The organism is Shewanella sp. DC2-4, assembly GCF_013248875.1.
GTDB classification, from domain to species: domain Bacteria; phylum Pseudomonadota; class Gammaproteobacteria; order Enterobacterales; family Shewanellaceae; genus Shewanella; species Shewanella oncorhynchi.
The window spans coordinates 3,919,633-3,940,417 of the sequence record NZ_JABRVR010000002.1 but is presented as its reverse complement, the minus strand read 5'-3'; the positions used below and the strand labels follow the sequence as shown (position 1 = coordinate 3,940,417).

Annotated in this window: 21 protein-coding genes and 1 rRNA gene; 6 read left to right on the top strand and 16 right to left on the bottom strand. The window is 45.6% G+C overall.

The genetic code is table 11. From position 1 onward, the window contains the following. The first annotated feature begins 11 nt into the window (after positions 1-11). A 5S ribosomal RNA gene (gene rrf, locus HQQ92_RS17880) occupies positions 12-127 on the top strand. A 237-nt stretch (positions 128-364) separates the two neighbouring features. On the opposite strand, the gene hemB is transcribed toward rrf, so the two are convergent. From hemB to rraA, 12 genes are all read right to left on the bottom strand, one after another. Then, positions 365-1,372 (bottom strand): porphobilinogen synthase, encoded by a 1,008-nt coding sequence (hemB, locus tag HQQ92_RS17875; protein ID WP_105251204.1) that lies wholly within the window; start codon positions 1,370-1,372, stop codon positions 365-367. Between the two features lie 9 nt (positions 1,373-1,381). After that, positions 1,382-3,268, bottom strand: coding sequence for a diguanylate cyclase (locus HQQ92_RS17870; protein ID WP_173247338.1), 1,887 nt, complete (start codon positions 3,266-3,268; stop codon positions 1,382-1,384). Next, positions 3,261-4,064, bottom strand: coding sequence for a TatD family hydrolase (locus HQQ92_RS17865; protein WP_173247335.1), 804 nt, complete (start codon positions 4,062-4,064; stop codon positions 3,261-3,263). The genes HQQ92_RS17870 and HQQ92_RS17865 overlap by 8 nt, the downstream gene beginning before the upstream one ends. Beyond that, the gene (locus HQQ92_RS17860) at positions 4,064-4,585 is read right to left on the bottom strand and encodes a hypothetical protein (RefSeq protein WP_173247331.1); all 522 of its coding nucleotides are present in this window, start codon (positions 4,583-4,585) and stop codon (positions 4,064-4,066) included. The genes HQQ92_RS17865 and HQQ92_RS17860 overlap by 1 nt, the downstream gene beginning before the upstream one ends. A gap of 45 nt (positions 4,586-4,630) precedes the next feature. Then, positions 4,631-5,383: a twin-arginine translocase subunit TatC gene (tatC, locus tag HQQ92_RS17855; protein WP_113940134.1), complete on the bottom strand. Its 753-nt coding sequence runs from the start codon at positions 5,381-5,383 to the stop codon at positions 4,631-4,633. A 3-nt stretch (positions 5,384-5,386) separates the two neighbouring features. Next, a complete protein-coding gene (tatB, locus tag HQQ92_RS17850; protein WP_173247326.1) occupies positions 5,387-5,875 on the bottom strand; it encodes a Sec-independent protein translocase protein TatB in 489 nt (162 codons plus the stop codon). Positions 5,876-5,881: 6 nt separating this feature from the next. Further along, positions 5,882-6,121, bottom strand: a complete 240-nt coding sequence (tatA, locus tag HQQ92_RS17845; RefSeq protein WP_006083329.1) for a Sec-independent protein translocase subunit TatA — start codon at positions 6,119-6,121, stop codon at positions 5,882-5,884. 59 nt (positions 6,122-6,180) lie between these two features. Beyond that, positions 6,181-7,830, bottom strand: coding sequence for a ubiquinone biosynthesis regulatory protein kinase UbiB (gene ubiB, locus HQQ92_RS17840; protein ID WP_173247322.1), 1,650 nt, complete (start codon positions 7,828-7,830; stop codon positions 6,181-6,183). Beyond that, complete coding sequence (locus HQQ92_RS17835; RefSeq protein WP_173247319.1) at positions 7,827-8,447, bottom strand: SCP2 domain-containing protein; 621 nt, start codon at positions 8,445-8,447, stop codon at positions 7,827-7,829. The genes ubiB and HQQ92_RS17835 overlap by 4 nt, the downstream gene beginning before the upstream one ends. Next, positions 8,447-9,202 (bottom strand): bifunctional demethylmenaquinone methyltransferase/2-methoxy-6-polyprenyl-1,4-benzoquinol methylase UbiE, encoded by a 756-nt coding sequence (ubiE, locus tag HQQ92_RS17830; RefSeq protein WP_006083326.1) that lies wholly within the window; start codon positions 9,200-9,202, stop codon positions 8,447-8,449. Before ubiE ends, HQQ92_RS17835 begins: the two co-directional genes overlap by 1 nt. Positions 9,203-9,447: 245 nt before the next feature. Then, a complete protein-coding gene (locus HQQ92_RS17825; RefSeq protein WP_173247313.1) occupies positions 9,448-10,512 on the bottom strand; it encodes a formimidoylglutamase in 1,065 nt (354 codons plus the stop codon). Between the two features lie 129 nt (positions 10,513-10,641). Next, on the bottom strand, positions 10,642-11,127 hold the full coding sequence (gene rraA / locus HQQ92_RS17820; RefSeq protein WP_105251214.1) for a ribonuclease E activity regulator RraA: 486 nt from the start codon (positions 11,125-11,127) through the stop codon (positions 10,642-10,644). Positions 11,128-11,451: 324 nt separating this feature from the next. Between rraA and HQQ92_RS17815 the strand changes: the two genes are divergently transcribed. The 5 genes from HQQ92_RS17815 to HQQ92_RS17795 all read left to right on the top strand — a co-directional run bounded on the left by HQQ92_RS17815 (position 11,452) and on the right by HQQ92_RS17795 (position 15,661). Beyond that, positions 11,452-11,700, top strand: coding sequence for a YgjV family protein (locus HQQ92_RS17815; RefSeq protein ID WP_113940145.1), 249 nt, complete (start codon positions 11,452-11,454; stop codon positions 11,698-11,700). 414 nt (positions 11,701-12,114) lie between these two features. Continuing rightward, positions 12,115-12,627 (top strand): phosphatase PAP2 family protein, encoded by a 513-nt coding sequence (locus HQQ92_RS17810; protein WP_105251216.1) that lies wholly within the window; start codon positions 12,115-12,117, stop codon positions 12,625-12,627. A gap of 70 nt (positions 12,628-12,697) precedes the next feature. Continuing rightward, on the top strand, positions 12,698-13,738 hold the full coding sequence (locus HQQ92_RS17805) for an MJ1255/VC2487 family glycosyltransferase (RefSeq protein WP_173247308.1): 1,041 nt from the start codon (positions 12,698-12,700) through the stop codon (positions 13,736-13,738). 141 nt (positions 13,739-13,879) lie between these two features. After that, positions 13,880-15,340 carry a thioesterase gene (locus HQQ92_RS17800; RefSeq protein ID WP_173247305.1) on the top strand — a complete coding sequence of 487 codons (1,461 nt, stop codon included), beginning with the start codon at positions 13,880-13,882 and terminating at the stop codon, positions 15,338-15,340. A 96-nt stretch (positions 15,341-15,436) separates the two neighbouring features. Further along, a complete protein-coding gene (locus tag HQQ92_RS17795; RefSeq protein ID WP_173247302.1) occupies positions 15,437-15,661 on the top strand; it encodes a DUF6500 family protein in 225 nt (74 codons plus the stop codon). Between the two features lie 12 nt (positions 15,662-15,673). On the opposite strand, the gene HQQ92_RS17790 is transcribed toward HQQ92_RS17795, so the two are convergent. From HQQ92_RS17790 to HQQ92_RS17775, 4 genes are all read right to left on the bottom strand, one after another. Then, positions 15,674-16,288, bottom strand: a complete 615-nt coding sequence (locus HQQ92_RS17790; RefSeq protein ID WP_173247299.1) for a DedA family protein — start codon at positions 16,286-16,288, stop codon at positions 15,674-15,676. A 220-nt stretch (positions 16,289-16,508) separates the two neighbouring features. Further along, positions 16,509-17,429 (bottom strand): manganese-dependent inorganic pyrophosphatase, encoded by a 921-nt coding sequence (locus HQQ92_RS17785; RefSeq protein WP_173247296.1) that lies wholly within the window; start codon positions 17,427-17,429, stop codon positions 16,509-16,511. A 143-nt stretch (positions 17,430-17,572) separates the two neighbouring features. Further along, complete coding sequence (locus tag HQQ92_RS17780; protein ID WP_173247291.1) at positions 17,573-18,034, bottom strand: YhcH/YjgK/YiaL family protein; 462 nt, start codon at positions 18,032-18,034, stop codon at positions 17,573-17,575. A gap of 177 nt (positions 18,035-18,211) precedes the next feature. Further along, positions 18,212-20,605, bottom strand: coding sequence for a TonB-dependent siderophore receptor (locus tag HQQ92_RS17775; protein ID WP_173247288.1), 2,394 nt, complete (start codon positions 20,603-20,605; stop codon positions 18,212-18,214). Positions 20,606-20,785: the final 180 nt, after the last annotated feature.

Sequence of the window (20,785 nt, the reverse complement as noted above, 5' to 3'; positions counted from 1 at the left end):
TAAAGAATTTGCTTGGTGACAATAGCCTTGTGGAACCACCTGATCCCATCCCGAACTCAGAAGTGAAACGCAAACGCGCCAATGGTAGTGTGGGGTCTCCCCATGTGAGAGTAGGTCATCGCCAAGCGCCTAATTATCTCATTGAGATGTAACCAAGCCAGCTGAATAAGCTGGCTTTTTTGCTTTTGTAATCTGTAACATTATTTGCACTAATAGCAATGCTGCCGACTGTAAGTATTGCTATTAGCTTTGTTGGCGAGTCTTCCCTTCAATACACAAGCTTTGCTTCCAGATTTTTCACTATTAATCGATAAAAAAAGCAGCCAGAAGGCTGCTTTGAGGTGGTACTTTCGCATTAGGTTGCTTAAGCTTCTTTAAGCCACTGGGCAGCACGTTTAGCAAAGTAAGTTAAAATACCGTCTGCGCCTGCGCGTTTAAAGCAGAGTAGGGACTCCATGACGATGGCCTTTTCGGCTAACCATCCATTCTGGATTGCTGCCATATGCATGGCGTATTCACCACTGACTTGATAGGCGAATGTTGGCACTGCAAGTTCAGTTTTAACGCGATGCACTATATCTAAATACGGCATACCTGGCTTAACCATCACCATATCGGCTCCTTCTTGGATATCGAGTGCGACTTCATGCAAAGCTTCGTCACTGTTCGCTGGATCCATTTGATAGCTATGCTTATTGCCACCTTTGAGGTTACCCGCTGAGCCTACGGCATCACGGAATGGACCGTAGTAGTTTGAAGAGTATTTTGCCGAGTAAGCCATGATTTGGGTGTTGACGTGCCCTGCCGCTTCTAATGCTTGGCGAATCGCGCCAATACGGCCATCCATCATGTCCGATGGTGCAATGATGTCAGCTCCAGCATCGGCGTGTGACAGTGCTTGCTTCACTAAAATCTCGGTGGTGATATCGTTAAGGATATAACCCGTTTCGTCTATGATGCCGTCTTGACCGTGAGTGGTGAAAGGATCTAGTGCCACGTCAGTCATGATGCCTAGCTGTGGAAAGGCTTTTTTGAGCTCGCGCACTGCACGTTGCACTAGGGCATCTGCGTTATAGGCTTCTTCTGCCATTAATGTTTTTTTCTCTGCAGGTGTCACAGGGAAAAGTGCGATTAATGGGATACCTAACTCAACCAGTTCTTCAGCTTCTTTCAGTAGCAAGTCTATCGAGTAGCGTTCAACACCGGGCATAGAGGCTATTTTTTCACTGCGATTAGTGCCTTCTAGAATAAACATTGGGTAAATCAAGTCATTGACCGTTAGATGATTTTCGGCCATGAGGCGACGGCTAAAATCATGTTTACGCATGCGGCGCATTCTACGCTGAGGGAAGGCACTGGTAATGATATTCACATTTGACTCCTAATTAGGTACTGGTCTTGCTTGATCCGACAAATACAAGCTGACTTGATTACGCCCACCGTTTTTTGCTTGGTAGAGGGCTTTATCTGCTTGTTCTAGTAATTTAGTACTGTGTTGATCGTGGGTCACTATATCGGCACTGACTCCGATACTGATAGTCAAAGGTATCGCTTCACCTTCCCATTCAAAATGAATAGAGGCAACAGCGTCTCTTATTGTTTCAGCAACTTGGAGTGCACCTTCTGCAGTTGTATTAGGAAGGATGATAGCAAATTCCTCCCCCCCAAAACGTGACACTAGATCCGTTGGCCGTTTTAAATGCTGCTGTAATGTTTGAGCTATTGTACGTAATGCTTGATCGCCTGCAAGATGACCGAATCTGTCGTTGATCAGCTTGAAGCGATCAATATCAAGCATTAACAGTGCTATGGGTGTTTCTTGCCTGCGACTGATCCGGCTTTCAGCGATTAAACGTTTATCAAAGGCACTGCGGTTTTTGACCCCAGTTAAACTGTCGATAGTGCTTTGTTCGGTGAGCTTTTGATTCACCTCATGCAATTCTCTGAGGGTGATTTCCAGTTCTAAAGTACGCTCTTGCACCATTTGTTCGAGTTTCTCATTGCTCTCGGCTTCCGCTTTTAGGGCTTCTTCCCGCGCACTACGAATTTTCTGTGCTTGCTTTAAGGCTTCTTGCTGGATACGTAGTTTAGCTTTGCGCTCATCGTTATAGCGGATGGCGAGCACCAGAGACATAAAGATGATTTCAAATGTCAGGCCGAGCATGACAGGGGTTTGCGGTTTTAAATTGAGGTCAATCACGCTGAGATATAGCAAGCTACTGATGCAAGCGCCTGTCAGCATACTCACCCAGCCAATAGTGTACATACGTGCCAGTTTATGGCCATTGATAGCCTGAGTAATGGCAAAGACCATGAGGACCAAGCTGAGTACAGCAACTGAAATGATCTCAATATATAACGCTGTACCATATTGGATGAAAGGTGTGGCGAGTCCAACACAGAGGATATACACAGCACTATAGCGACAAGTGAGTAACATACGGCGGTTTAAATATTTGAGCTGTAATATTTTTTCAGTAAACATTAACGCAAATGCCATAACGATTGGCAGTAAAAACGGCACCATAACTTGCTGTAATAGCGGCCAGTCTGGCCAGAGGAATCGGAAGGCAAAACCGTTAATCGTGGCAACGAGTAAGGTCATGCTAAGTACATAGCCAGAGTAATAGCTGTAGCTGAATGAGCCCGATGCTATGGCGATAAAAAGACTAAAAATGCCGATTGCGGCAAGTACACCAAGTTGGAATCCATGCTCAACGGCGGTAGATTCGGCAATTTGAGCTAAGTCATTAGAAGACCATAGGTTTAATGGTACTGCAGCACTACCTTCAGTTTGAATATGCAGATAGAAAGTATGGGAGTCATCTGTGTTGATCTTGAAAGGATATAGGAAAATATTGCTCAAGAATGGTCGATCCTCATAGGGGAATATATCACCCATCAGAACAGTATTCATGAGTTTATTATTGACTAAATGGTAGATAGTTACCTTGTCTAACAAAGGGTTATCTAGCGCTAAAATGCGCGAAAGTGTTTCGTCAGGGCTGGTTAAGCTGAAACTGAGCCAAAAATCATGGCCGCTGAGTTTTTGAATGTCTTTATTGGTAAAGTTATGCCAATCAGTTTTTGGCAAAGCTTGTATTTCGGCCAGTTCTTTTGCTGGTGTAGGGTGGCTGACCATTAACCAAGGCGTAAGGTTTAAAGGCGTCGTGGTTGACTCGTCAATGCTTAATAGGGTTGCCAAGGCCTGTGTTGGGCATATCCATAGCCACAGCAAGAGTATGAGTGGCATGTTTTTGTTAAGCATGGACTCGATCCAAATTAAAAAACGCTAAGCTATTTTGGTAGCAACGTTTTGCAAACTCATCCGCATTTTCTCCGCGTAGGTTTGCAATATAATTTGCGATATAAGGAAGGTATTCGGGCTTGTTTTTGCTCGATTTAGGTTTGGGCCGCATACTACGGGGGAGTAGGTAAGGGCTATCTGTCTCGATTAAAATGCGATTCTGCGGAATAAAGGGAACGAGTTGCGCTAGTTCTTGGCCGCGTCTTTCATCGCAGACCCAACCTGTTATGCCTAAGTGTAAATCTAGGTCAATATAGGCTTCCATCTGTGCGTGAGTGCCTGTGAAACAATGTAAAAGCGCACCATTAAGATGGGGGCGATATTCACGCAGGATTGCGATAAAGTCTTCGTGGGCATCGCGTTCGTGCATAAGTACGGGCATTTGAAGTTCAATCGCCAATTCCAGTTGCGCGATAAAAGCTTGGCGCTGGATAGGTCTCGGGGAGAAATCACGATTGTAGTCTAAACCACATTCGCCAACGGCAACCACTTGCGGTGCGTGACAGAGTTCAGCTTGTCGAGCGTTTGAGCCATCATGCCAACCACTGGCATGGTGGGGATGCACACCAGCAGTGCAGTAAAGTTGGTTAGGATATTGCTCGCAGACAGCAATGGCTGCCGCACTTTCAGTTAAATCGCTGCCAATAACAATTAACGGCGAAACCCCTTGGTCCGCCGCCGCTTGTATTATCGATACAGTATCTTGTTCGAGTGCGCTGCCAAGTAAATTGACAGCGATATCTATGTATGAGGGCATTATTTTAGGCGTTTTACCCGAACCTTGGCATTGCGATCATCGGTACCCATTAAAAAAGAACCTAAAGCGGCTTTTTCAATATAGACAGTTTCACCTTGCTTAACATTGTACTTACGGCCATCAGTTTGTTTCCATACCTGACCGTTAGTGAAAGTCACTTTAATGTCTCCGTAGGCATCTTCAGCTATAGATTGAATCTCTAAATAAATCTTATCGACAGTATTTTCTTGAACACGCTTGGCTTCCATCCCAAAGTTATCGGCAATTTTTGCCGCTGGTGCTTGGGGGGCGGTTGCCACTATCGCTGCTGCAGTCGTAGGGACTGCAACTGTTGCTACTGTAGTCGGTATCACTTGAGTGCTAATGGTGCCAGCTTTTACGCTTTCTGCTAGCTTGTCATAGCAAATCAAGCGGTCGAGTTTATCGGCGGTTGTTGCACATTGGGTTAACTGTTGTTCAATGCTGGCATTTGCTTGGACAGATACAAGCATGATCGCTGCCGTGATAAGAGTTAAGCGCATGAGAATGTTCCTTATTATATTATTCCCCTAACGCCTTCGAGGACGTTAGTCGTTTGTTTGTTCAGTATCTTCGTCTGACTCGTCATCTGGTTTGCTGTAGAAACGAGCCGCTAATAAACCGCCTTCGAACAATAACAGCATTGGTACAGCAAGCATAGTCTGGGAAATCACATCCGGTGGGGTTAACAGCATGCCGACGACAAAGGCGCCCACTATGATGTAAGGACGTTTTTGCTTGAGATCTTCAGGTGTAGTGACACCTGACCAACAGAGTAAAACAACGGCAATGGGGATTTCAAAGGATAGACCAAAGGCAAAGAATAGCTTCAGAATAAAGTTAAGGTAACTGGTAATGTCTGTCGCAACTTGAACTCCCTCTGGCGCATTGTTAGCAAAAAAACCAAAAACAACAGGGAATACAAGATAATAAGCAAATGCAATGCCGAGATAAAACAATAAGGTACTGCTGAATAGCAGTGGCATCACTAGGCGTTTTTCATGTTTATATAAACCCGGTGCCACGAAGGACCAAATTTGAAATAACACGTAGGGCACTGCCACAAAAAATGATAAAACGAGGGTTAGCTTGAAAGGTGCAAAAAATGGTGCAGCGACATCCGTCGCAATCATGCTGCCACCAAGAGGTAAAGACTGCATTAAAGGTATTGCCATGTAGTGGTAGATATCATTTGCCCAGTACACACTACAAATGAACACTAATAACACACTGGCAATGGATTTTAGCAGCTTGGACCTAAGTTCAAGCAAATGGCTGATAAGTGGCTGCTGTTGCGACATGAATTATCCGTTGGCTTTCGGGTTAGAACTGGTATCCACGCCCTGAGATGGCTCACTTGAAGCAGCGGGAGAGGCCGATGTTGGACTCGCCTCTGCAGTGGCTGTTGGATTAGTTTGGCTAGCTTGAACTGGATTCACTTGAGCAGGTGTGTGAATTTGATTCTCAGGCGCAGGGGTGTCTTTTGATGGATCCTGAACCTGATAAGGGCGGTTCACTGACTGTGCCGCTTGCTTTAGTTGCTCAATAGACTCTTTGAGTTCAGGTGAGAGGTTAGATAAACCTTTGCTCTCTGCTTTTTTAAGATCGGCATGCAACTGCTCGATCTTCAGCTCCTGCTCAAGTTCTTCTTTTACCGAGTTCGCCATGCGTTTCATCGCACGGATCCAACTCGTTACCGAACGCACCGCAACCGGTAGACGTTCGGGGCCAAGAACCACTAGCCCCAAAACACCGATCAGCAGCAGCTCCATAAAGCCGATACCGTCAAACATAAAGAGTTACGCCTGTTCTTTGTTAGACTCAGGTTTCTTTTCAGTCGCCTGTTGAGTTGTTTGCGCTGTTTTAGCCGCTTCGGTGTCTTCTAATGCCTTCTTGTCTTCTTCTGAAGACATGGCGTTTTTGAAGCCTTTAACCGCACCACCTAAATCACCACCCAAAGAGCGTAATTTCTTAGTTCCAAACAACAAGACAACGATTAACGCAACGATAAGCAGTTGCCAAATACTAATACCACCCATGAAGGTATCCTCTTAATTGATATCGGTTCTATTATGAACCTCTGATTAATTAGTGCTAGCTAAAATTTGCGATTCTTTGGCCTAGATCGCCATCCTACAAACCACAATATCATGCCTGAAATTAGACAAACATAAGGGGTCCATAGTGTAGCGTCTCTATTAATCAATAACGTGCCACAGATCAATAAAACGGCAGAAGTGATAAGCAAGTAGTTACTCTTGTGTGCCTGCTGCTGATATTTCAAATACTTATCTAGCATTTGTTGCTGAGAACTCAGCAATTTCCTGCCTAACTTAAGATTATCGTAAATTAGTTCAGGGAATTCAGGTAGTTTATCAGCCCAATATGGCAGTTTTGTGGATACCTTTTTAAACATAGCTTTAGGACCGACTTGGTCGGCCATCCACTGCTCTAAAAAGGGTTTGGCGGTTTGCCATAAATCCAACTGCGGATACAGCTGACGGCCTAAGCCTTCGATGTAGAGTAAGGTTTTTTCCAACAATACCAATTGCGGTTGCACCACAATATCGAAGTGGCGCGCAGTGCGGAATAATTCCAGCAACACATGACCAAAGGAGATCTCATCGAGCGGTTTGTTGAACATAGGTTCACACACCACTTTGATCGCCTGTTCAAAAGCTTGTAGATCGGTTTTTTCCGATACCCAGCCAGACTCAATATAGAGTTGGGCGATTCTGTGATAATCGCGATTAAAGAAGGCGAGGAAATTCTCGGCGAGATAGCGCTTATCGACTTCGCTGAGTGTGCCCATGATGCCGCAGTCGAGCCCAATGTAGTATGGGTTCTCAGGATGATCGCGGGAAATAAAGATATTGCCCGGATGCATGTCGGCGTGGAAAAAGTTATCGCGGAATACTTGGGTAAAAAATAGTTCAACACCGCGCTCAGCCAATAACTTAAAGTTGGTGCCTTGCGCTTTAAGGGCGGCAATATCCGAGACAGAAATACCGTAAATACGTTCCATCACCATCAGGCGTGGATAGCAAAACTCTTCATACACATAAGGCACATAGAGCGCATTTGAGTTGAGGAAGTTATTGCGTAGCTTGACTGCGTTTAAGGCTTCGAGCTTAAGGTTTAACTCGCCTAAAATGGTCACGCGGTAATCTTCGATCACTTCAGCAGGGCGCAGGCGGTTACCTTCACCGAGGAGGTATTCAATCAGTTTGGCAGTTTGCGACATCAACTGCAGATCGGCTTGAATCTTGGCTTCTACATTCGGGCGTAGCACCTTAAGTACGACGTCTTTACCGTTAGATTTGAGGGTCGCGGTATGCACCTGAGAAATAGAGGCTGAGGCCAGTGGTATTTCATTAAAGTCATCAAATAGGGATTCAATCGGCGCTTTTAGCTCAGCTTCAATCGCTTGGCGGGCAAGTGCACCATCAAAGGGCGGCACTTTGTCCTGTAGCATGGCCAATTCGCTGGCCCATTCATCGCTGAGTAAATCGCGGCGGGTTGAGAGCATTTGCCCAAGCTTGATATAAACGGGGCCGAGTTCCTGCATCGCCAGTTTTAAGCGTTCGCCACCGAGCTTATTTTTATGCTTATTGCGGATCCAGAATAGGCTGTTACGGGCGAGCTTAAAGTACCAAGGTGTCATCTTTGGCGGCAATACGTCATCTAACCCGTACTGTAGTAAGGTCTTGATGACGTGGTAACCGCGGCGGATACTGGCAAAGGTCATGGCTTAATTTGGTCTCTTAATTGGGCAATCCGTTGTTCAATCGCGCGAGTGTCGGCAACTAAATCATCCATTTGATCGCGAAAGTGCATTAACTCAATTGGGTGCGGTGCGAGGCGATACTCTTCAACTGCGAGTTGCCCTAAGTGGGAGCGGGTTTTACGCAACACTTCGAGTGCAAAGTCTTTTGCCCGATGGCTAGAACAGATGAGTTTGTGAGTAGGACCATCACCTAAATAACGGGATATTGGCTCGGCAAAGTTAAATTCGATACCGCGTAGATATTGGCTAAAGCTTTGTAATAAATTGAGATCGCCCTCAAGCTTGAGTTTATCTTGCTTGATTAGTTCAGTTAGGTTGGCGCCTTCGGACACGCGGTAAAGCGTCGTCGCATCGGCATGTAGACTGACATCGACATCGCCTTCATAGCGGCTCAGTACTTGGATCTCTTTGGCAAACACTAAATAGAATGGCCAGCTGAGCTGCGATAATTGGATACGAAACACTTTGCCATGCAACTGGCGCTGGCGCGAATAATCGTCGCCCGCTTGGGCCTGAAGTTTTTTCAGACCCGTTTCAATTGCGGCGCAGGCAAGCAGCACAACTTTTTGCGGCATCATTAGAATTTATAACCACGGTGCAATGCGACAATGCCGTCGGTCATGTTGGTGTAGTCGACTTGTTCAAAGCCTGCATCAACCATCATTTGTTTTAATGTGTCTTGATCTGGGTGCATGCGGATCGATTCAGCCAGATACTCGTAGCTGTCGGCATCTTTAGTGATGAGTTCGCCCATCTTAGGTAAGACTTTGAAGCTATATAAATCATACACTTTACGCATGATTTCATGCTGAGGCTTAGAGAACTCTAGCACTAATAACTTGCCACCGGGCTTAAGCACGCGATTCATTGAACGCAGCGCCGCATCTTTATCGGTCACGTTACGCAGACCAAAGGCGATGGTAATAATGTCGAAGTGGTTATCGGGAAACGGCAGTGCTTCGGCGTTGGCTTGCACATAACTGACATTGTTGACTATGCCCTTGTCGCGCAACTTAGTGCGCCCGACTTTTAACATGGAATCGTTAATGTCAGCTAAAACCACTTCACCTTTATCGCCCACTAAATGAGAGAATTTTGCGGTTAAGTCGCCTGTACCGCCGGCCAAATCGAGCACTTTCATGCCAGGGCGGGCGCCAGAGACTTCAATGGTGTAACGTTTCCAAAAACGGTGAATGCCGAAGGACATCACATCGTTCATTATGTCGTACTTAGCGGCAACAGAATGAAACACGCCGGCAACGAGTTCAGCCTTTTTATCGGCCTCTACGGTTTTGTAACCAAAGTGGGTACTTTTAGATTCGCCCTCAGACATCAATGTGTTCCTATTGTTTTGCAATGTATTAGTTGCGAGTGTAAGCCATCGCCTGCATTTGCTGAATCTTTGATCTATCACTCTGTGATCGAGCTAGTAAACTAACTGCAATGCCTTAGCTTGAGGCACTCCTGAACAGTCGTAGGATTAAGTGCTTAGCGACCACGTAAAATGGACAGGCATTAGACCACAATATCAGGATTTGGTGAATAGCTTAGCGCCCAGTTGGGTGCAACTGGTGATATTCATTGTGCCAAAAATTGCATGCGAGCCTGCACATAAGCGTAGATAAGCTCGCTTAGGCTTTGGCCAATATCCCTGAATCCGGCTTCAATCCCAGCTTCGTGGCAACTTGGCGCAGCCTCGGCTAAATGCAAATAAGCGCATGGGCAGTGGCGGGCGATATAGCTGACATAATGCGCCGCATCGAGCAATGGCACACCTGCAGCGGTTGAAGCGCTACTGGGCATTTTAGCGATAGCATCGACGTCAAGTTCTAATCCTACGGGTAAACCTGTGTCATTAAGTTTGGCGGCGATTTCAAGTAAAGCTTGGCTAAGGCTGATTTCACGGCGCACCCAAATTTGTTGCAAGCTATGCCAAGTGCCACCAAATTCGCTGAGTTGGCTTAGGTTGGCTTCGCTGTTTTTTAACTCGTGTAAACCCAGTACATGGTAGCAACCTAAGGCGCCGCGATCGGCTGCATAACTAAAACCATTACCGCTGTGACGGCCTTCAAGCAAACGAAAATCCGAGTGAGGATCGAGATTCACCGCGGCGACTTGGCGCTGATAGTGGCTGTAGGTTGCCATCAACAAACCATAGGCATTGTTGTGGCCGCCGCCGATGAGTATGGGTTCTAAACCCGCCTTTAAAATCGCACTGACGATGCGGATCACGCGCTCATCGAGTTGCTCCACCGCATCACGTAATTCATCTAGGGTGACGTTAGTGTTATCTGTTGTATTGCTCGTAGTTTGTTGCTGCAGATCGGCGGTATTCACTTGGCCTAACACTAGGCATTCGGCGCCAGAAAGAAAACGATTCGATTGTAAATTGAGCCATTGGCGCATACTGGTTGTGAACGCATCGGTTGCACCGCCGCGGCCTAAATTGGCACGTGGGCCTATATCTTCGCCAACGCCGATAATGGCAAAGCATGCACCGTGAGCTTTTGCAGTCGCGAGTATGGTCTCTAACGTGTGTTCGTGATTGGCCAGGTGGACGCATTGGCCTAGCTTAGTTTCGCCCGTTCTTGTGCTGACGAGTGAGGCGATATCGGTATGGGTAAAAGGAATAAATTCAGGCATAGATTGATATTCTTATTCGGCCAGAGTCGAGCTATTGTGGCCAGAGTGGGGCGAGGATTCAATGGGGAAACGCTGAAAATAGTGAATAAAAAAGCCAGCTTAGCTGGCTTTCTTGACTGAACAGTGAGATTACTCAATGTCGAGTGGTTCAGGTGATAAAATCACGCCTGTGTTATCAGCATAAATGTGATCGCCGGGTAAGAAAGTCACCCCGCCAAAATTGACTGGAATTTCCACTTCGCCCACTGAATTGCCATCAGCACCCACTGGAATAGAGGCAAGGGCTTGAATACCAATGTCTAATTCTTCCAATGCATCCACATCGCGTACAGAACCGTAAACGATAATGCCTTCCCAGTTGTTGCTGACCGCAAGTTCTGCGATAGCGCCATCGATCAGCGCACGGCGTAATGAGCCACCGCCATCAATGAGTAAGACTTTACCTTGGCCATCCTCTTGTAGGACTTCGGTAATTAGGCCGTTGTCTTCAAAGCACTTGATGGTGCTAATAGAACCGCCAAAAGAGCTACAACCACCGTAGTTACTGAACATGGGCTCGACTACATCTACGACATCTAAGTACATGTCACATAGTTCTGAGGTGTTGTATTCCATATTTACACTCCTATTGATCCGCGTTGCGTACAGTTTAGCGAGTTTACGCCAGTATAAAAGGGATTATTGAAAAGAAAAGTGTTACCAATCACGGTATTGTTGCCACTTGGCTGTTAACACATCTGTAGTAAATTTTCGTCACACTATAGAATTTATTCGGTAAAACTTGATATTGGTCATTAAATAACGGTTTTTTATTACAACTCTGTTGCGCGTTTTGGTATTATATCCCAAGTTTAAATTAACTTACTTAACTTAATTTGCTTTAGGGGCATGGACCCCCCGTTACGCTTATGGACGGTAGAGGGCCTTCGAGAGGTGCCTATGGAAGCTGTAAATACGATTGAAATTATTGGTTATTTTGCCTCTATAATGGTGGCGATCTCTCTAATGATGAAGAATATCATTTGGTTGCGATGGTTGAATTTTGTAGGATGCACTCTGTTTGTGGTTTATGGGGTGTTTATTTCTGCTTGGCCTGTGGCCGGCATGAATGCGTTTGTTGCTTGTATTAATATTTACCATTTGACAAAAATTTACCGTGCTAAGGCAAATACTCCCGCCGCAGCCTAAGTTTTATTGGATTGTGTTGCTCTTGAGATTAACGTTTAGAGCAACACAATATCCTGTCTCAGTCCTATCGCTATTTCTAAATAAATCCCTTAGCCCCAGCATAACGTCTCTAGAATCCTTCTAGATCAAAACCTCAGCCATGCTTCTTGTCATAAAACCTTCGAGCAGATGTCACTTAGCCGTCACAGGTCTTTCTTAGTCTCAAGCTATCTAATAGTGCTTTAGCTAATGTGATTTAGGTTTAACTATTAGCAAACAGTAAATTAGCCGTGAGCAGTCAATAACGAATTCAATCGTGAATAGAGCCTTGGTGAGTCGGTTGGTTTCAGACTAAGCACTCTAAGCGTCGTCGAGAGAATGCACAGATAAACATCGCAGTAAAACTCGCTGGTATGCCAGCAAGGAGCCTGTTTTATGTTGAGTTACGTTGCAGACTTAGATAAGCGAATGTTTTGCCATATCGTGAGCTTCACCCAGCACCATGGTTTATATGCCCATGCAAAGCGGGTGTCAGCGAGTGGCGATGGGCATGTGTATTTATATTTGTCCGTGGGTTTGATGCTGACGCACGCTCAAGGACAGGCTCTATTTAATTTGATGTTAGCGAGTTTTTTGGTTGAGTTACCTCTGTATTTACTATTGAAAAATAGTATTCGTCGCACACGGCCATGCCATGCATTAGTGGGATTTGAGAGTGGTTTTGAACCATCGGATCGCTTCAGCTTACCGTCTGGTCATACAGCTGCGGCCTTTGTGATGGCAACGAGCGTGGCGCAAATCTATCCAGCGGCGGCTCCTGTGGCGTATTTATGGGCTTTTAGCATAGGGGGCTCACGTATTGCACTTGGCGTGCATTATCCCTTAGATATTCTGGCGGGAGCCTCATTGGGGATTGGGTCGGTATTGCTGGTTCATCCAGTGATTTAATTCAAATATGCGCCTGTTAATCATTTCATTAGTGGGAATTCTCCTTCACTCATCAGTTTAAGGATACGTAATGCGAATACTCTACGGAGTTCAAGGCACAGGGAATGGCCACTTAAGTCGTGCACGCGTCATGGCTAAAGCATTGATGAAACAAGATATTGAAGTGGACTTTCTATTTTCGGGGCGCAAGCCTGATCAGTTTTTCGATATGGAGTGCTTTGGCGATTATCGCGTTCAAGCGGGAATGACGTTTGCGACGTGCTCTGGGCGCGTTAATGTGCCACAAACAGTCCGGCAAAATTTGTCCTTGTCGTTATTTAAAGATATTAAAGCATTAGATCTCAGTTGCTACGATTTAGTACTCAACGACTTTGAACCTGTCTCTGCTTGGGCTGCGCGGCGCCAAGGCGTGCCATCTATTGGGATTAGCCATCAGGCGGCGTTAACTCATCCGGTGCCAAAACTCGGTAGCACTTGGTTTAATGAGATGCTGCTCAATTATTTTGCTCCAGTGGATGTGGCGCTGGGGTGTCATTGGCATCATTTTGGCTTCCCTATTTTGCCGCCTTTTGTCGAAGTGGATGCCAGCCCATTCGAACACACGCATCAGATTTTAGTTTATTTGCCTTTTGAAGATGCGGATATGATTGCTCACTTTCTGTCTCACTTTACTGATTATCAGTTTTTGGTATATCACAGCCAACAACCTAAAGGCCAAGTTGCTGAACATATTAAATGGCACGGTTTTAATCGTGAGGGGTTTAAGCAACATCTTGCCAGCTGCGGTGGTGTGATAGGCAATGCGGGCTTTGAGCTTGCCAGCGAAGCATTAACCTTAGGTAAAAAACTCTTAGTCAAACCACTGATTGGCCAGTTTGAGCAGTTATCGAATGTGGCGGCGTTACAACTTTTAGCGGCTGCAGATAGCATGATGAGTCTCGATGTGAACATAGTTAAGCGCTGGCTTAAAACGGCATCACCTAATCCAATTGCATATCCAAAGGTGGGGGATACGCTGGTTAAATGGATTAACGGTGGCGACTGGCACAATAGTCAGCCGCTGTGCCAAGAGTTATGGAGCCAAGTCACGCTTCCCGATACTTGGCGTTAAACAGCGTTGCTGTTCAGATGAAAAGCAACTTAGGCACTAGCTGGCTTAATTGCGTTAGCGTATAATTTCGTCAATTTTGCTGTTAGTCCCTTTCAGCACGTCTATTTTGGCCTAGCCTGGCCGTTAATTATGTTGTTATAAATGAGCCTGAAAAAGTTTACTCAGTACAAGTTACTGTTTTTAATGTTGTTATTACTTTGTGTCCTACTTCCTTTTATTCCAGATCAGGCTTACCACATCCCCGGCCCTGATATCGCTAAGCAAAATTTTCATGTGATTGAGTTTAATGATAAAGGTCAGCCCCACGACGAAAGGCAATGGCAAGGTTTAGAGACGCGAATTTTACACCCAGAGCCTGCACAGATCCCTGAATTATTGATTTTTGTCCATGGCTGGCATCATAGCGCTGAGCCTAAGGATGAAAACTTTATTGCCTTTGAGCAGTTTTATCAGCAAATGGCCGCGTCCGATACCCAGCGCAACTTGTTGGGTTTGTATATTGGCTGGCGGGGCGATAAATACGATCCTTTTTGGATCGATGGCTCAGATGATGCAAAAAGTTGGATAGAACCCTTAGATTTTCCTACTATTTTACAGCGTAAACGGGTTGCTAAACGTATCGGGCAGTTAGGTCTATCACAGCTGCTGGATAAGCTTGATAGCTTAGTAACACAGCATAAACTGCTGCGTTACACTGTGATTGGCCATAGTCTTGGCGGTGCTGTTGTTTTGCATGCGAGTAAAGATCGCATCAAAGCCGCCATTGATAATCAGCAGGATAATCCTAATTTATTCTTACTGTTAAATCCCGCCGTACCTGCTAAAGAGTATCAGCCATTAGATACGTTGGTGAGCTTAGATAGACAAAAACCGAGTATGGTGGTGTTGCAATCGAAGGGGGATTTTGCAGTAAAAGAAGCCTTCAATTACATCAAGGACGGCGAGCGCGCTGTCGGGAACTCTTGGGCTATTACTCACGATATTGACAAATGCTCTGGTGGCAATTGCACCACGCCAATGAAGATGCCTTCGGCCTTGATGGCGCACGATCAAATCCCTGGCTGTATGATGACGCTGCCTCAATCGGGCTGGAAAATTCGTGCTCGCCTGCAGGCTCGTCGTACCGTGCAAACCTGCCCCGATGCCAATATGCAAGCCGTATGGGTACTGGCCGTGTCTGACGAAATCGTCTCTGGGCACAATGGCATTCTCACTCCAGAGCATGGTAAAGCCTTGTCTGAGGTGATGCGTATGATTGATTTATATCGAAATCAATTACCTAAACATGCGGTGGAAAGCCCTGCAAACCAAGATCTCGGCACCTTAGCGCCAGAGTCAGAAGCTGCAACATCTACCGAAGGTGAAACGCCTGTGCCACAAGAGCCAGTGATTATTGTCGAGCCTTTACCTGAAGAGCAGAGTTCACCGACACCTAAGGTTAATGCACCATTGCAGGAGCCAAACGTATCACAGGAACAAGATAAGCCTGCTGCGACTGAGGCGTCACCCGCGCCAATTAAAGCGCCGGAATCAAAGCCTGAGGCTAAGCCAAATGACGGCGCAGAGTCTCAACCTAAGGTTGAAACTGAAGGCATAAAGTGATCGGTAGCTGTACGGAGTAAGTGATAGGGGATACATCTAGTGTTGTATGTCATTGAAAATAGGTAATAAGCTGGTGAATAAACTTTATGAGTCAATATGAGAGCTGAGTTAAGAGCAAAAATCATCACTGTTTGTCATAAAAAAATTGAGACTAAAGGCGATAATGTCGGCCTCTCATTTTACGCTTTCTTTGCGAATAAAAATGATAATCCAGAGCTACTTATGGAAGCCGCAACTTGGTGGATTCAAACTCATCGTTTAGACCATTTTGTTAAAGCTCATAAGGTGATAGAGATGATCCAAAAGGAATCGGAAGAATAGACTCTAAAGCTGTTACTGCGGATTTTTGGTTTGCCACCTGCGCCAAGTAAAAGTGATTAGTGCGGCGAGTATCAGACTGACCATGGCCCATGTGGGGTATTTATGCTGGTGGTAAAACGCCAGCATGGGAGCGATTTCATCGCGGATTAACACTGGGCCTAATCCAAAGAGCGTCACCCAAATGCTGGTGGCGAGAGCATTGCCAATCACAAATTGTTTTAGTGGCATTTTAGCGAGACCGCAGCCGATAAACATAAATTGTTTTAATCCCTCAACAAAACGACTCAGCACTAAAGCGGCAATGCCATATTGACCGATAACGCTGTGGATTTTATTTTCCAATGGCGGCTTTATCCACCCTTTTTTGAGTAATACGTCGCCAAAGCGCCAGCCGATAAAATATCCTAAACAGTTACCGCAGAGTGCTCCGCAAGCAGCGACGATTAATACCAATGGCAGTGACATTTGCCCTGTAGCGGCTAATAAACTGGCGACAATTAATAAGGATTGTCCTGGCGCCGGAATGCCAAAACCCTCGACAGCAATCGCGACAAATAGCAGAACATAACCATATTGCTGCAGCCAAGGCGTGAGTTCTGTGATGATATGTTGTAGCGCTTCTGGCATAGATGAAAGTGATCAAATCAATGTGACGATAGGGTCATCATACTCGCCAACTTCTCTGGTTGGATAGATTTATGAGCAAAGTTTCATGCCCGTTTTCATTTGCAGTGATTAGCAGGGCTAAGGCACTGAGGATATCAATTTTGTCTTAAAAATATAAAAGGCCGAACTGAGTTCGGCCTTAATACGCTATTACTGTTGCGATTCGGCGACGATATTATGTCTAGGCGAATGCTGCTTGTAGCTGTGGTACAACTTGTTTCTTACGGCTTAATACGCCGTCTAACCACACTTTGCCATCAACGGTATCTTTACCATAGGCACGTTGGGTCAGCTCCGCATCGTCAGACACAATCAACAACTCTGAACCTTCTTTCATGATGTCAGTCAGCAGCAATAAAACGCTGTGGCGGTTACCTTCCACTTTGAGCGCTTTGATATCGGCTTCTAGCTCGGCCTTGATATCGTCAAATACTGACAGGTCGATCACTTCTAACTGGCCGATACCGACTAAGTTACCGTTCATGTTGAAGTCTTTAAAGTCGCGCATTACTAAGTCACGTGCTGGTGTGCCTTGCACGGCTGATTTCACTTTGAACATTTCCATGCCCAGTTCTTTGAAATCTTCAACTTCGGCGATTTCAGCTAATGCTTCAACGCAGCGAATGTCTGCAGTGGTGCAAGTCGGTGATTTGAAAATCACTGTATCGCTCAAAATAGCGCACATCATGATACCAGCGATATTTTTAGGGATAGCGACTTGGTAAAAGTCGAACATCATCTTGATCACTGTGTTGCTGCAACCCACTGGGCGGATCCAGCATTCTAGCGGTGTATCTGTGGTGAGATCGCCTAGCTTGTGGTGATCGACAATCCCGACGATAGTCGCTTGGGCGATATCATCCGGTGCTTGAGTCAGTTCTGAATGGTCAACGATATACACTTGCTCGCCAGCGTAGCTGGTTTTGTATTCCGGTGCTTCGAAGCCGAAACGTTCCAGAATAAAAGCGGTTTCGGGTGACAATTCACCTAAACGTGCGGCAATGGCTTCTTCACCGATTTGGTTTTTTAAATAGGCTAACGCGATAGCACCGCAGATTGAATCTGAATCGGGGATCTTGTGACCGACAACGTAAATGGGCATTTCAGGGACTCTCCTTTAAATTTGTGACAATTTTAGCAATATTTGGCTTTAATCGGAAATAGCCAAAGCGCATATCACTGCGCTCTTCAGTTGCTATTTCTCTAAAAATCGAACGCTCAGGTTCGGCAAAGATGGCTTAAGGTTTAGATCTTCACTTTTATCACGACTTTACGCACCGCCGTGGCGATATCGCCTGTGCCGGGCATATGAATGTCACCGGGGAAAAATAACGCAAACATGCCTGCTTTGAGTTTGATATAAGAGGCATTGGCTTGGTTTGCCTCGTAATCAAACTCGGCGTAATCGTATTTTTCAAAATAGGGTTTCGAGGGTGTTTGCTCCGCTAGTGGCAAGTAACCAAACTCTTCTTCACCGCTGAAAACATATTGCACATCGATATATTTTTGATGAACTTCAAAGGGTTCTGTCGACTTATGCTTGGTTTGATAGTCATTCACTATCACAAAAATATTGTCGCCATCGAGGGGATAATTGCCTACGGGTAGCTGACTAAAGTCGGTCGTCGCTAGATGTTCTAATGCAGTCGCAAGCCGAGGGCTTAAGGATTGATAAATATGGCGGTTTTTTAAGGTATCGACGATCATCGGCTACTCGACATAGTGGAAGTGAAATGGGCGAATGGTAAAGATTATAATCCGATCACCACAGTTAGGACATAAGCTTTGTCGATTGGAAGCAGGTCTAAACATGTCGGCATAAAAAACAGGCCACTGAATGACCTGTTTCTACATCAAGTATTATTAAACTTAGCTAAAACGAGTTTAGTAAGTGTATTTGGCTTCTAAAAAGTAGTAACCACCATTAAAACCAAAGGGGGTATTGGTTAATGGGTATACAAAGATACCATTGAAGTTATTGTTATCAGGTCGTTTTTCTGGATACACATCAAATAAATTTTGCACCCCAGCCGTAAAGCTTAGCGCATTGGTGGCGGCGTATCTTACCGACAGATCCATCACCCACTGATCGCTATAGTTCACATCACCCGTTGAATAACCTTCACTGTAGTCACCAAAGTAGTTTAAGCGGATATTGGTTTTAAAATCCCCGAGTTCATGGGTCAGCCCAATACTGCCCGTGTTATGCGGCGTGGCAGACGTCATGCGGGTTCTTTCTATACTATCAAAGAGTTTCTTGTCTAATCCGCCTAAAATAGATGGCAGATTGATGTCTTGGATCTCGGTTTTATTATAGGCATAGGCTAAATTCGCCTGTAAATCGCCCCAAGTGCCAATATCAATATCTTGGCTAACAACGAGATCGACCCCGCGAGTGCGGCTATCGACGGCATTGACGAAAAATCGTGCTGAATCGGCATTGGTGCCCGCAAGTGCCGCTGCAACCGCAGGGCTATCAGTCGCTCTTAGGGAGCCAGATAAGATGATGCGATCATCAATCTCTATTTGGTAAGTGTCGAGTGTTACCGCGAGGCCAGCGTTATTGGTATAAACAAGACCGAGACTAAATGATTGCGATATTTCAGGTTCTAGTTCGTTAATTCCAAGCGCCTTTGTCACTGGTGATAAGGTGTTGAAGGTGCCTGATTCAATAGGAACCAGTTGCCCCGTCACTGGATCGGGATTAAACAACGTCGAGATATTGCTGAAGTACAGCTGTTGTACGCTCGGCGCTCTAAAGCCTGTATTGATAGTGCCACGCAGGGCTAAGTTGTCGGTAAAATCGTAACGACCCGCGAGTTTCCAGCTCGTGTTGCCGCCAAAGTCAGAGTAGTTTTCGTAGCGTAGCGCTGCCGCCCAGTAAAACTCGTTGGTTAATTGGTTTTCAAGTTCGGCATAAATGCCTGTGTTATCGCGCGTTTCATCAACCTCAGACTCAGGGGTAAAACCGGTGAAGCCTTGGCTACCCGCCGCTTTGCCATTATAGCCACCATTGATATACGAATCTTCTTCTCCGGCTTCAATTTCATAGCCGTTTTGGCGCCATGAAACACCGGTCGCAAACAGAATTTCAGAATCGTTTATAAAGGCAAAATAACGGGAAATATCCAAATTGATATTGGCTTCACGGGTCGATAACGTTCCTGCGTCGAACTCGGTAGGAGTTTCAGGGCCTAAGGAAGCATTTAAGGTATTGACGATATTATAGTTAAATGAATTCTTGCCATATCCCACTGAGGCATCAATATCCCAGTCACTCAGGTTGAATTCATAGCCTAGGGTAAGAGATGAATCGATAATTTTGGGGTTAATTTGCGGTAAAAAACCGTCAGGATACACTTCGGGTAAGTTACGGGCATCGAGAGCTAAACGGTAAAAAGCACCCGATTTAGTTTCACGTTGGCTAATACCACCAAAGGCATACAGTTTTCCGTCGGTAGATATAGGCTGAACCGCATTGATAAACAAACCGACATTATCATATTCGGCATCACCAACGTGGTGGCTCTTACGGTTAAATGTCGCTTCGCGCGGATCTGCTGAGCCATCTGCTAACTTAGGGTATTGCTGCCGTGGATCTAACCCTGCGCGGTTTGTGCTGTCTTTGTGATGCGCTTCGAGGGCTACATTCACAAAGCCATCGTTACTTAAACTTATGCCGTGGTTTACACCCACACGCCATTGCTCGCCATCACCTATGTAGGTTTGTCCGGCTTGCGCCGAGACGCTTCCCCCTTGATCGCTGTCCTTGAGTACCACGTTAATTACGCCAGCAATCGCATCTGAACCGTATTGTGCCGAGGCTCCATCTCGGAGAATTTCAATGCGTTTTATCGCTGTCATTGGAATCGCATTTAAATCGACGTTAGAGGAGCCTTTTCCCATAGTGCCGCTTAAATGTACTAGAGCAGAACCATGGCGACGCTTGCCATTTACGAGTACTAAGGTGTGGTCTGGCGACAGACCGCGTAAGCTCGCGGGGCGCACCGCATCTGAACCGTCAGTCACCGAGGAGAATGGAAAGCTATAGCTTGGCGCCGCAAATTGCAGCGCTTTAGCTGTTTCGGTCATACCTGTTGATTCGAGTTGTTCGGCAGTAATGATATCGACCGGGGCAACACTGTCAGTTGCCGTACGAAGTGCTATGCGTGAGCCTATGATCTCGATTTTTTCGAAGCCGGTTTGTTGCTCTTCGGCTTGGACTGCTGGAATAACCAGTGTGGATGACACTGCCAATGCGATAACGGCTAGACGCATAAAAACCTCTCAATGATGTTTGTAACCTAATATTCGAACTTAGGTGTGCAGATAAAATAACAATCTGATGCCGAGAAGGTTATCATTGTAACAATTGTTACATTTAGACGTAAATGTGCTAACTCAGAGCCTAGTGTTCTAAATAATATTTAAAATGCAGTTGAATATATTGATGAAAAC